This is a genomic window from Actinokineospora sp. (genome assembly GCF_050699995.1).
Taxonomy (GTDB): Bacteria; Actinomycetota; Actinomycetes; order Mycobacteriales; family Pseudonocardiaceae; genus Actinokineospora.
The window spans coordinates 1-11,300 of the sequence record NZ_JBOHGC010000056.1 but is presented as its reverse complement, the minus strand read 5'-3'; the positions used below and the strand labels follow the sequence as shown (position 1 = coordinate 11,300).

The 11,300-nt window shown below is 69.1% G+C and carries 12 protein-coding genes; 5 read left to right on the top strand and 7 right to left on the bottom strand.

What is annotated here, in order from left to right; translation table 11 throughout:
• Window positions 1–858 (bottom strand): DMT family transporter (locus ACRDSQ_RS03510; RefSeq protein ID WP_431418699.1); only part of this gene is annotated, 858 nt, incomplete at its 3' end.
• Between the two features lie 70 nt (window positions 859–928).
• Between ACRDSQ_RS03510 and ACRDSQ_RS03505 the strand changes: the two genes are divergently transcribed.
• On the top strand, window positions 929–1,399 hold the full coding sequence (locus ACRDSQ_RS03505; RefSeq protein ID WP_431418698.1) for an Lrp/AsnC family transcriptional regulator: 471 nt from the start codon (window positions 929–931) through the stop codon (window positions 1,397–1,399).
• A gap of 65 nt (window positions 1,400–1,464) precedes the next feature.
• Here ACRDSQ_RS03505 and ACRDSQ_RS03500 read toward each other — a convergent pair whose 3' ends face one another.
• The 4 genes from ACRDSQ_RS03500 to ACRDSQ_RS03485 all read right to left on the bottom strand — a co-directional run bounded on the left by ACRDSQ_RS03500 (window position 1,465) and on the right by ACRDSQ_RS03485 (window position 4,738).
• Window positions 1,465–2,358, bottom strand: coding sequence for an amino acid ABC transporter permease (locus ACRDSQ_RS03500; protein ID WP_431418697.1), 894 nt, complete (start codon window positions 2,356–2,358; stop codon window positions 1,465–1,467).
• Window positions 2,355–3,005 (bottom strand): amino acid ABC transporter permease, encoded by a 651-nt coding sequence (locus tag ACRDSQ_RS03495; RefSeq protein ID WP_431418695.1) that lies wholly within the window; start codon window positions 3,003–3,005, stop codon window positions 2,355–2,357. The genes ACRDSQ_RS03500 and ACRDSQ_RS03495 overlap by 4 nt, the downstream gene beginning before the upstream one ends.
• 71 nt (window positions 3,006–3,076) lie before the next feature.
• Window positions 3,077–3,922, bottom strand: coding sequence for a glutamate ABC transporter substrate-binding protein (locus tag ACRDSQ_RS03490; protein WP_431418693.1), 846 nt, complete (start codon window positions 3,920–3,922; stop codon window positions 3,077–3,079).
• Between the two features lie 87 nt (window positions 3,923–4,009).
• Window positions 4,010–4,738: an amino acid ABC transporter ATP-binding protein gene (locus ACRDSQ_RS03485; protein WP_431418702.1), complete on the bottom strand. Its 729-nt coding sequence runs from the start codon at window positions 4,736–4,738 to the stop codon at window positions 4,010–4,012.
• 182 nt (window positions 4,739–4,920) lie between these two features.
• Between ACRDSQ_RS03485 and ACRDSQ_RS03480 the strand changes: the two genes are divergently transcribed.
• Both ACRDSQ_RS03480 and ACRDSQ_RS03475 read left to right on the top strand, forming a co-directional pair.
• A complete protein-coding gene (locus ACRDSQ_RS03480) occupies window positions 4,921–5,604 on the top strand; it encodes a response regulator transcription factor (protein ID WP_431418691.1) in 684 nt (227 codons plus the stop codon).
• Between the two features lie 19 nt (window positions 5,605–5,623).
• Complete coding sequence (locus tag ACRDSQ_RS03475; protein WP_431418690.1) at window positions 5,624–7,027, top strand: sensor histidine kinase; 1,404 nt, start codon at window positions 5,624–5,626, stop codon at window positions 7,025–7,027.
• 1 nt (window position 7,028) lies between these two features.
• On the opposite strand, the gene ACRDSQ_RS03470 is transcribed toward ACRDSQ_RS03475, so the two are convergent.
• A complete protein-coding gene (locus ACRDSQ_RS03470; protein ID WP_431418688.1) occupies window positions 7,029–7,964 on the bottom strand; it encodes a TAXI family TRAP transporter solute-binding subunit in 936 nt (311 codons plus the stop codon).
• A 66-nt stretch (window positions 7,965–8,030) separates the two neighbouring features.
• Here ACRDSQ_RS03470 and miaB point away from each other — a divergent pair, with 66 nt between their 5' ends.
• Together miaB and ACRDSQ_RS03460 are read left to right on the top strand one after the other, a co-directional pair.
• Window positions 8,031–9,506 carry a tRNA (N6-isopentenyl adenosine(37)-C2)-methylthiotransferase MiaB gene (gene miaB, locus ACRDSQ_RS03465; RefSeq protein WP_431418686.1) on the top strand — a complete coding sequence of 492 codons (1,476 nt, stop codon included), beginning with the start codon at window positions 8,031–8,033 and terminating at the stop codon, window positions 9,504–9,506.
• An 11-nt stretch (window positions 9,507–9,517) separates the two neighbouring features.
• The gene (locus ACRDSQ_RS03460) at window positions 9,518–9,976 is read left to right on the top strand and encodes an Rv2732c family membrane protein (protein WP_431418700.1); all 459 of its coding nucleotides are present in this window, start codon (window positions 9,518–9,520) and stop codon (window positions 9,974–9,976) included.
• 123 nt (window positions 9,977–10,099) lie between these two features.
• Here ACRDSQ_RS03460 and ACRDSQ_RS03455 read toward each other — a convergent pair.
• Window positions 10,100–11,300, bottom strand: a 1,201-nt coding sequence (locus ACRDSQ_RS03455) for a DUF349 domain-containing protein (protein ID WP_431418684.1), incomplete at its 5' end; no start/stop codon positions are given.

The window sequence follows — 11,300 nt, the reverse complement described above, 5'->3', positions numbered from 1 at the left end:
CCCGGAAGCCCTGGCCAGCGCCACCTGGGCGGCGACGATGCCGGTGAGCATCACGACCGACCCGACGAGCTGAACGGGTGTCAGCAGCTCGCCCAGGAGCACCGCGGCCAGCCCGGCGCCCACCAGGATCTCCACGCACGAGATGAGACTCGCGGCGGTCGACGAGATCGTGCGCTGCGCCAAGGCGCTGAGCAGGACCGCGGCGGCCATACCGACGACACCGATCCAGGTGAGCAGGAACCAGTCCTTCGCGTCCACCTGCTCGAACGGGAACTGTTGCAGGGGAAGCAGACTGACCGCGCCGACAACAGCGCCCCAGGACGTGAGCACCAACGGGTCGTGCACCCGCAGACCGTGTTCGGCCAGCAGGAATCGGCCCGCCAGCGTCGCCGCCGCCACCATGGCGGTGAGCAGGCCCAGCACATCCAACGACACTTTCGTCCACACCTGACTGACCAGGGCGAGCCCGAGCAGTGTCGTGCCGATACCCGCCCACGGCGTCACCGGCAGTCGCGTGCGCCGGACGAACCGGATCCAGAGGGCGATCAGCACCGGGGCGAGGTACTCGATCAGCAGCGTGATCCCGACCAGCCGGGTGATCGCGAAGGTGTAGCTGACCTGGTTGAGCGACAACGTGAACACGCCGTAGAGGCCGAGCAGCCACCAGTGTCGATAGTGGATCCGCAGGTTCCGCCGGGTGGCCACCGCCAGGAGCAGCAAGGCGACCGCGCCGATCACCATGCGACCCTGGATCACGTTGACCGCCGAGAGCCCGGACCCGGCGAGCATCTTCAGCATGGGCGCGGAACTCCCCATGGCCACCGCGCCCGCGGCGGCGAGCGCCGGCCCTTGTCTCATGTCCGCGACGCTAACCGAGGCAGCCATGGTCGCGATTGAAAGATTTCTCGCCGGCGCGCAAGATTATTGCGTGACCACAGCCGCCATGGACGACACCGACCATCAGCTGCTTGCTTTGCTGCAGCGGGACTCCGCCCGCACCCTGGGTGAACTCGGCGAGTTGGTGTCGCTTTCACCCAGCGCCGTGCAGCGCCGGATCGACCGCTACCGCAAGGCAGGGCTCATCGAGCGTCAGGTCGCCGTGCTCGACCCGGCACAGGTCGCCGTGCTCCTCGCGGTATGTCTGGTGACGCTTGCCAAGGAGTCCCGCGCGCTGCATGCCGCGTTCCGGCGCAGACTCCTGCCCGCCCCGGAGGTCCAGCATCTCTACAGCGTCTCGGGGGAGACGGATTTCGTCGTGGTGCTGGCGACCACGGGCATGTCCCACTTCCGGGAGGTGTCCGAGCGGCTACTCAAGGACGCGCCCAACATCCAGCGCTACAGCACGATGTTCGTCCTCGACCCGGTCCGTACCGGCACCGCCCTGCCCACGCGCCGCTAATTAGCAGGCGCTAGAGACGACGATGGCCGCCTCCCGGTTCGGGAAGCGGCCATCGAAGGTCGGACTCAGCCCACGTTGGCGCCAGCGCCTGCGAGGTCGTCGGCGTGCACGACGGCGGCTCCCTCGTCGGTCTTGGCGGCCTTCTTGCCGCGGCTCAGCCTGCGTTCGACGTAGATCGCGAACCGGCTCAGCGCGTAGTTGACCACGATGAAGATCACCGCGATCAGCAGATAGGTCTGGATCGGGTTGCTCAGGACCTGAACGACCTGGCCCGCGACCCGGACCGTCTCCTCGTAGCTGATGATGAAGCCCAGCGACGTGTCCTTGAGGACCACGACAAGCTGGCTGATCAGCGCGGGGAGCATCGCCCGGAACGCCTGCGGCAGCAACACCAGCCGCAGCACCTGCCCGCGGGTCAGGCCCAGCGACTCGGCGGCTTCCCGCTGGCCCTTGGGCAGCGAGTTGATGCCCGCTCGCACGATCTCGGCGATGACCACCGAGTTGTAGAGCGTCAGGCCGATCACCAGGTACCACATCGGTTCCAGGCTCACACCGAACTGCGGAAGCACGCGTGCGACGAAGAAGATGGCGATGACGACCGGGATGCCACGCAGCAGCTCGATCAGACCGACCACGATCCAGCGGTACCACGGTGCCGACGTGACCCGGGTGACCGCCAGCAGCGTGCCGATGATCAGCGAGAACACGACGGCGAGCGCGGCCGCCATCAGCGTGTTGGCCAGCCCTTCGCCGATGCGGTTCCAGACAAGGTTGAACTGCGCGTCGCTCGGGTCGAACAGCGGAGTCCACTTGTCGGCGTCGAACTGGTTCTGCTTGTCGAGCTGGCGGTACACCACGTACACGACAGCGAGCAGACCCACCACGGCGAGGATGCTGAACAGCAGGACCCGGCGCTTGGCCCGCGGCCCGGGGGCGTCGTAGAGGACGGACGCGCTCATCGGGCGATCGCCACCTTTCGCTCCAGCCAGCCGAGGAAGATGCCGCCGGGGATCGTTATCAGCAGGTAGGCGACGACGACGCCGGTCAGCACCGGCAGGGCGGCCTCACCGCGCGAACCGGTGAGCGTGTCCGACACCGCGAACAGTTCCCCGCCGACGCCGAACGCGCCGACGATGGCCGAGTTCTTGATCATGGCGATGATCACGCTGCCCAGCGGCGGCACCACGGTGCGGACCGCCTGCGGCAGGATGATGGTTGTCAGCGACTGGCCGAACGTCAGTCCGACCGCGCGTGCCGCCTCGGCCTGACCCGCGGGCACCGAGTTGATGCCACTTCGCACGGCCTCGCAGACGAACGCCGAGGTGTATAGCACCAGGGCCGCGATGCTGAACCAGAAGTAGGCACCGTTGATCCCCACCTCCGGCAGGCCGAAGGCGCAGAAGAACAGCACCACGGTCAGCGGGCAGTTGCGGAAGACGTTGACCCACGACGTGCCGACCCACCGCAGCGGGGGCACCGGGGACACTCGGAAGCCCGCCAGGATCGTCCCGAGGACGAGCGAGCCGACCATGGCGTAGGCGCAGATGAGCAGGGTCTTGAAGAACCCGTCGCGGTACAGCGCGAAGTTCTCGAAAATGACGTTCACGTGGACTCCGAGCCCGATTGAGGCCCGGGGCGCCTGCCGGTCAGCAGACGCCCCGAGCGCGGGTCAGTCGATCAGCTGCAGGCGGCCAGCGTCGGCAGCTTGGGGGTGTCGGGCGCGACCTTGCCCGCGGTGTCCTTCCACGCCTTCTCGTACGCGGCGGACGACTCGGTCAGAGTCTTGTGGATGAACTCGCAGAACTTGATGTCGCCCTTTTCGATGCCGATGCCGTACGGCTCCTTGGTGAAGGGCTTGCCGACCAGCTTGAAGTCACCCTTGCTGGCGTCGATCAGGCCGAGCAGGATCACGTTGTCGGTGGTGACGGCCTGCACCTGGCCGGTGCGCAGCGCGTCGGCGCACTTCGAGTACACGTCGAACAGGACGATGTTGCCCGGGTCGACGTACTGCTTGATCTTCTCGGCGGGCGTGGAGCCGGTGACCGAGCAGACCTTGGCGTTGGCGGCCTTGAGCGCTTCCGGACCCGCGATGTCGGAGTCCTTCTTCACCATCAGGTCCTGACCCGCTTCGTAGTACGGGCCCGCGAACGAGATGCGCTCCTTGCGCTTGTCGTTGATCGTGTAAGTGGCGACGACGAAGTCGACCTTGCCCTGCTCGATGACCTCTTCACGGATCTTCGAGGGGGTCTCGACCCACTCGATCTTGTCCGCGGAGATGCCGAGCTTGGCCGCGATCAGCTTGCCGATCTCGACGTCGAAGCCCGCGGGCTTGCCGTCGAGACCCTTGAGGCCGAACAGCGGCTGGTCGAACTTCGTGCCGATCGTGACCTTGCCCGCCTTCTGCAGCGTGGCCATGGTCGTGCCTTCATCGAACTTCGCTTCGGTGTTGACCGGTGGATTGGTTCCCGCGTCGTTGCCTTTGTCACCGCAAGCGGTCATCGAGAGGGCGAGAGCGGCGGTCACGGTGCCAACCAGAAGGCCCCGGAGTCGCATGTGGTGCTCCTTTGTTTCCGATTCGGCTGCGGTCCAGCCGAACAGTTGTGGGACTAGCTAGTGAGTCAGGATCTTGCCAAGGAAGTCCTTCGCGCGCGCGGATTTGGGCGCGGTGAAGAACTCGTCGGGTGTGGTGTCCTCGACAACTTCGCCGTCGGACATGAAGATCACCCGATTGGCTGCTTTTCGGGCGAAGCCCATCTCGTGGGTCACGACCAGCATCGTCATGCCCTCGCTCGCCAGCGAGGTCATCACGTCGAGCACCTCCTGGACCATTTCCGGGTCCAGCGCGGAGGTCGGCTCGTCGAACAGCATGACCTTCGGCTTCATCGCCAGCGCTCGCGCGATCGCCGCGCGCTGCTGCTGGCCGCCGGAGAGCTGCGCCGGGTACTTGTCCGCCTGGTTGGCGATGCCGACCCGCTCCAGGAGCGCCATCGTCGTCTTGCGCCCCTCTGCGGCGGACAGCTTGCGCACCTTGAGCGGGGCGAGGCTGACGTTCTCGGCGATCGTCTTGTGGGCGAAGAGGTTGAACGACTGGAACACCATGCCGACCTCGGCGCGCAGCTGCGCGAGCTGCTTGCCCTCGGCGGGCAGCGGCTGGCCGTCGACCTCGATGAGGCCCGAGTTGATGGGCTCCAGCCGGTTGATGGCGCGGCACAGGGTCGACTTGCCTGAACCCGACGGGCCCAGGACTACGACCACCTGGCCCTTCGGGACCTCGATGTTGATGTCCTTGAGGACGTGCAAGGTCCCGAAGTACTTGTCCACCGCCTCCATCCGGATCATGGCTGGGGCGGTGTTCGAGGCGGTCATGTAGGTCCTCCACGAGCGCGTTCGTGACGATTGCGGCTTCGGCGGGCACGCGATGGCGGAAACCTACTCCGGCTCCCGCCGATGTCCAGGCCAGTTGAGCAACACTTAGGGTCTCAACTCTGTCACACAGCCGCCTGCTGAACCGGAGGACACGCGTGCGAGTGCTGCTCGTGGAAGACGACGACCGGGTCGCGGAGGCGCTGATCCCGGCCCTGGTGCGGCGCGGACTGGCGATCAAGCGGCTCGCCTCGGGCGCCGGGGTGCTCGACACCGTGCGCGAGGTCGACGTGGTCCTGCTCGACCTCGGCCTGCCCGATGTCGACGGCATCGTCCTCTGTCGACAGATCCGCGCGGCCAGCGACGTGGCGGTCATCGTGGTCTCCGCGCGCGGTGAGGTCGACGACCGCATCCTCGGTCTTCGCGCGGGGGCGGACGACTATCTGGTGAAGCCCTACGACGTCGACGAACTCGTCGCCCGCGTGCATGCCGTGCGCAGGCGCAAGTCGCCCACGCCGGGCGGTCCCGGCTTGGCCGGGGTCGCGGAGGTCGGGGACGTCAGGGTCGACCTCGACCGGCACGAGGTCACTGTGGACGGTGCGGTGATCGCGTTGTCCCGCAAGGAGTTCCACGTGTTCTCGCTCATCGTCGCGGCGCAGGGCTCGGTGTGCACACGGGACCAGATCCTCGCCGAGGCGTGGGGTCGGGCGGGCGCGGCGGAGAACCGCTCGCTCGACGTGCACGTCGCGACGCTGCGCACCAAGCTCGGCAGGCCCGCCCTGATCGAGACTGTGCGCGGGGTCGGATACCGGCTGGCGAACCAGCCGGGCAAACTCGCCTGAGCAACCTGGGGAGGGTCTCGTGCGCACGCGGCTGTTGGGGATGATCTGGTTTCTCGTCGCGCTGGTGGTGTTCGGGCTGGGCATCCCGCTGGCGCTGGCCGTGGCGGGCGCCGAGCAGCAGAAGCTCTTCCTGGACCGGCTCACCGACACGAGCCGGTTCGCCTCGATGGCCCAGCGCCCGCTGACCGACGCCCGGCCCGAGTCGCTGCGGGAGGAACTGCAGCGGTACTCCGAGATCTACGGGATCGACGTCGTGATCGTCGACCAGGACGCCAACCCGGCGGTCGGCTCGGGGCGGGCGGCCGCCCCCAGCCCGGTCGACCTGACCGATCCAGAGGTCCACGAGCAGGTGCGGGCCGCGCTCGCGGGCACCCGCCCGAAGGCCGGGCCGCTGCTGTTGCCGTGGGATGACGAGCCCCTGGTCCTGGCCGGGCCGGTGCTGGTCGACGGGGAGGTGCGCGGCGCGGTCGTGTCCGTCTCGCCCACCGACCGCAGCCGGGCCCGGATGCTGTGGTGGTGGCTGCTCATCGGCGCGGGCGGGGTACTGGCGTTCGGGCTCGCGCTGATGCTCGCGGTGCCGGTCATCCAGTGGATCCTGCGGCCCGTGCGCAGGCTCGACGAAGCCACCGGGTCGCTGGTGAGCGCCGTGGTGAGCGGTCGGGACGCCGAGCTGGTCGGCGGCGCCCACGGGCCCCCTGAGCTGCGTAAACTCGGCCGGTCATTCGACCAGATGGCGGCCAGCGTCGGCGACACCCTCGCCGCGCAGCGCGCGTTCGTGGCTGATGCCTCCCACCAGCTGCGCAACCCGCTGACCGCGCTCAAGCTGCGGCTGGTCAACCTCGAAGGGCACGTCGACGAGGAGGCCGAGGTCCATCGGGTCGCCGCGGCCGCCGAAGCCGACCGGCTCAACCAGATCCTCGACGAACTGCTGTCGATGGCGCGGGCCGAGAGCGCGGGCAGCGACCTGGTGCCCACCGATGTCGACACCGTCGTCGCCGAGCGGGTCGCCGACTGGCGGGTCGTGGCGGTCTCGCGCGACATCGCGCTCGACTGCGTCGTGGCGGCGGGCGACACGTGGGCGATGGCCCCGCCGCGCGGCGTCGACGGAATCCTCGACGCGCTGCTGGACAACGCGCTCAAGTTCACCGGATCAGGCAGCTCCGTGGAGCTCGCGGTCGGCGTGGTCGACGACGTCGTGCGGCTGTCGGTACGCGACCACGGGCCGGGCCTTCGACCAGAGGAGCTGGAGCGCGCCACCGACCGGTTCTGGCGCAGCCACAGCCACCAGAACGTCCCCGGCTCGGGGCTGGGCCTGGCCATCGTGAGCCGCATCGTCGCCAGGGCGGGCGGGGACCTGCGGCTCGACCTGCCCGATGGCGGCGGCCTGCGGGTGACTGTCGACCTGCCCGCCGACCGGCTCTGAGTCAGGCCTTCTCGTCGCGGTAGTACCGTATGGCGCCCGCGTGCAGCGGGATCGGATCGGTCTCGATGGCGGAGTGGATATCGATCGCCAGGGCCGCCCGGTTGGCCCTCGCCAGCTCGCCGTGCGCGTCGAACAGCCCCCGGACCAGCGCCTCGGCGACGTCGGCGGGCATCGCGTCGGTGACGAGCAGGTAGTTCGGCACGGCCAGTGTGGTGACCGGTCCACCCGCCAGGTTGTACGTCGACACCGGGATCGACGCTGTGTTGTAGACCGGGTACTGGTTGCGCATGGGCGGCATCGCGTCGGTCAGGTCGAGCAGGCGCAGCGGGACCACCGCGGCCAGGTCGGTGATCGCCTTCGTCGGCAGGCCGCCCGACCAGAAGAACGCGTCGACCTCCCCGCGTTTGAACGCCTCGATGGACTCGGTCAGCCCGAGGTGCACCTTGGTCAGCGTGCCCGGGTCGGACAGCCCCGAGAGGTCGAGGAGGCGTTTTGCGATGAACGCGACCCCGGACTCCGGCGACCCGATCGCCACCCGCGCGCCGCGCAGCCCGTCGAGGTTTCGGATCGAGCCGTCGCCGCGCACCACGATGTGCAGGTAGTCGTCGTAGAGCCGGGCGAGCGCCTGCGGCTTGCGCTGCGTGTTCGTGGGCTGCGCGGCGACGTCGGCGGCGCTGAACGCGACATCGGCATCGCCCGCGCACAGCTTGCGGATGTTCTCCGGGGACCCGCTGGTCTTGAGGACCTCCGGCCGCTCGATCGCGAGCTGCCGCTGCCAGGCGGCGGCCAGCGACTCGGACAGGCTGTGATAGACCCCGGAGGGGAACCCGGCGGCGATCCGCAGCCGGACGCCCGCGAACTGGCTGTCGCACCCGGACAGCGTGCTCGCCAGGAAGACCAAGGCCAGGACCATGCCGCCGAGTCGTGTCCGCACCATTGGCCGATCGTGCCAGACGCCTGCCTTCGGCGGGACCGGCGTGGCCGCGTACCCTCGGACAGCGAGATGAGCGCGCGCACTTACGAAGTTCGCACCTATGGGTGCCAGATGAACGTCCACGACTCCGAGCGGCTGTCGGGGTTGCTTGAGGACGCAGGCTACGTCGCCGCCGACAGCGGCGCCGTGGCCGATGTCGTCGTCTTCAACACCTGCGCGGTCCGGGAGAACGCCGACAACAAGCTGTACGGCAACCTCGGCCACCTCGCCCCCGCGAAGACGGCGAACCCGAACATGCAGATCGCCGTCGGCGGCTGCCTCGCCCAGAAGGACCGCGGCGAGATCGTCCGCCGCGCCCCGTGGGTCGACGTCGTCTTCGGCACCCACAACATCGGGTCGCTGCCCGCCCTGCTCGACCGGGCCCGGCACAACCAGCGGGCCGAGGTCGAGATCCTGGAGTCGCTGGAGGTCTTCCCCTCCACGCTGCCCGCCCGGCGCGACTCGGCGCACTCCGGCTGGGTGTCGATCTCGGTGGGCTGCAACAACACGTGCACCTTCTGTATCGTCCCGTCGCTGCGCGGCACCGAGCGCGACCGGCGCCCCGGCGACGTCTTGGCCGAGGTCGAGGCCCTCGTCGCCGAGGGTGTCCTCGAGGTGACCCTGCTCGGCCAGAACGTGAACTCCTACGGTGTCGAGTTCGGCGACCGCTTCGCCTTCGGCAAGCTCCTGCGCGCCTGCGGCGAGATCGACGGCCTGGAGCGGGTCCGGTTCACCTCCCCGCACCCCAAGGACTTCACCGACGACGTCATCGCAGCCATGGCCGAGACGCCGAACGTGTGCCACCAGCTGCACATGCCGCTGCAGTCCGGTTCGGACAAGGTCCTCAAGGACATGCGCCGGTCCTACCGGACGGCCCGCTATCTCTCGATCATCGAGAAGGTCCGCGAAGCCATGCCGGACGCGGCGATCACCACCGACATCATCGTCGGGTTCCCCGGTGAGACCGAGGAAGACTTCCAGGGCACCCTCGACGTCGTCCGCCAGTCCCGCTTCACCAGCGCCTTCACGTTCCAGTACTCCAAGCGCCCCGGGACCCCGGCGGCGACGATGGCGGGGCAGGTGCCGAAGAAGGTCGTCCAGGAGCGCTACGACCGGCTGATCGACCTGCAGGAGGAGATCTCCTGGGACCTCAACAAGGAACTGGTCGGCCGCACCGTCGAGGTCGTCGTCGCGGCGGGGGAGGGGCGCAAGGACGCCGACACCCACCGGATGAGCGGCCGCGCCCGCGACAACCGCCTGGTGCACTTCGCCCCGACCGGGGCCACCGAGTCGATCCGCCCCGGCGACGTCGTCGAAACGACCATCACCTACGCGGCTCCGCACCACCTGGTCGCCGACGGTGACGTCGTGTCCCACCGCCGCACCCGCGCGGGCGACCACCACGAGGCCGGGATCCGCCCGAAGACGACGGGGGTCGGCCTCGGCCTGCCCGCGTTCGGTGTGCCCGCCCCGCTGCCCGAGGCCACCGGTTGCGTGACCACGTGAGCGAAGACGACATGGCGGGTCTCAAGCGCGAGATCGATGAAGTCGAGCACCAAGCGGCCCGCACAGTCGAGCTGGGTGGCCGAGCGGTGATCATCTCGGTCGCGGTGTTCGTGCTGATCATCGGCTACCTGCTGCCGTGGATGGGCACCGCCCCCGGCTGGGAAGTCCTTCTCCACCAAGGGGATGCGGCGGGCAAGGCCGGAATGGTCCCGCGCCTGTTCGCCGCCACGGCGGCGCTGTTCGGCGTCGTCGCCTCGGCGCTGGCCTTGATCACCCGACGCTGGGGACTCACCTGGGTCTGCGCGCTGGGGTCGTGGTTCGCTTCGGTGGACGGCCTTCTGGCGATCTGGACCCGCCAGTCGGTCGCGGGTTTGACGTCGCCCGGCCCCGGCATCGGCTTGATCATCAGCGAGATCGCCATGGTCACCCTCGGCGTCCTCTGGTTCCGCACGGCTTGGTCCAGGCTCTAAAGCATCGCTCGCCCTACATACAAAGGCCGCTCTTCGGGGCGGCCTTTTACGATCTTCAGTGCTGGACGGGGCGACTCGCGGGTATGGGAAAGGCCGCCCCGGAGGGCGGCCTTTCACGAATCCTCAGCGGGAAGCGACAGCCTGCTCGGCGGCGGCCAGCCACTCACGCCACTGCGCGGCCTGAGCCTCGGCCTGCTCGGCGCGCCGCTTGTCCCCGGCCGCGCGAGCCTTCGCGGCCTGCGCCTCGAACTGCTCGACCCGCTCACGGAACTGCGCGGCCCGCGCCTCGGCCTCGGGGTCGGTCTTGCGCCACTGCGCGTCCGCCGCGGTCCGGACCTTCTCCTCGATCGTGCGCATGCGGCCCTCGAGCTCGCGGATCCGCTCACGCGGGACCTTCCCGACGAGCTCCCACTTCTCCTGGATCTTGTGGAGCTGGGCCCTGGCCGCTTCGAGGTCGCCCTTGACGTTGATCTTCTCCGCCTCGGCGAGCAGCTCTTCCTTGAGCTTCGCGTTCTGCGCGAACTCCGCGTCCCGCTCGTCGAACACCGAGGACCGCCTGCTGAAGAACTTGTCCTGCGCGGCCCGGAACCGCTGCCACAGCGTGTCGTCGGCGTCCTTGGGCGCGCGGCCCGCCGACTTCCACTCCAGCATCAGTTCCTTGTAGCGCGCGGCCGTCGGGCCCCAGTCGTCGGACTCGGAGAGCAGCTCGGCCTCTTCGACCAGTTCCTGCTTGCGGGACTTGGCCGTGGAGCGCTGGCGGTCGAGGTCGGCGAAGTGCGACCCACGCCTGCGGTTGAACGTGTCACGGGCCTTGGAAAACCGGCGCCACAGCTGCTCGTCGGTCTTGCGGTCGACGCCCTTGATCGTCTTCCACTCGTCGAGGATCTGCCGCAGCCGGTCGCCCGCGACCTTCCACTGCGTCGACTCCTCGGCCAGCTGCTCGGCTTCGGTGACCAGCTCTTCCTTGCGGGCCACCGAACCGGCCCGCGCCTCGTCCCGCGCGTGCTTGGCGTGGTCGAGCGCGACCGCGGCGTGCGCGATCACCTGGTCGAGCCGGGCCTCCAGGCCCACCAGGTCGCCGACCACGTGCGCCTCGGCGAGGGAGTCCTTGATGTGCTTGGCGTTCGTCGCCGCGTGCTTGGGGTCGCCGGACCCGGCCGCGAGGCGGGTTTCGAGCAGCTCGACCTCGGTGCGGATGTCGTCGAACCGGCGCGCGAAGTGCGCGAGCCCTTCCTCGGGCTCACCGGCCTGCCACGACCCGACCACGCGCTCGCCGTCGGCGGTGCGCACGTAGACCGTGCCCTCCTCGTCGACCCGGCCCCAC

Coding starts and splice junctions, on each gene's coding strand:
- ACRDSQ_RS03500 (WP_431418697.1), bottom strand. CDS start 2,358: ATGAGCGCGTCCGTCCTCTACGACGCCCCCGGGCCGCGGGCCAAGCGC.
- ACRDSQ_RS03485 (WP_431418702.1), bottom strand. CDS start 4,738: ATGATCCGGATGGAGGCGGTGGACAAGTACTTCGGGACCTTGCACGTC.
- ACRDSQ_RS03470 (WP_431418688.1), bottom strand. CDS start 7,964: ATGGTGCGGACACGACTCGGCGGCATGGTCCTGGCCTTGGTCTTCCTG.
- miaB (WP_431418686.1), top strand. CDS start 8,031: ATGAGCGCGCGCACTTACGAAGTTCGCACCTATGGGTGCCAGATGAAC.
- ACRDSQ_RS03460 (WP_431418700.1), top strand. CDS start 9,518: ATGGCGGGTCTCAAGCGCGAGATCGATGAAGTCGAGCACCAAGCGGCC.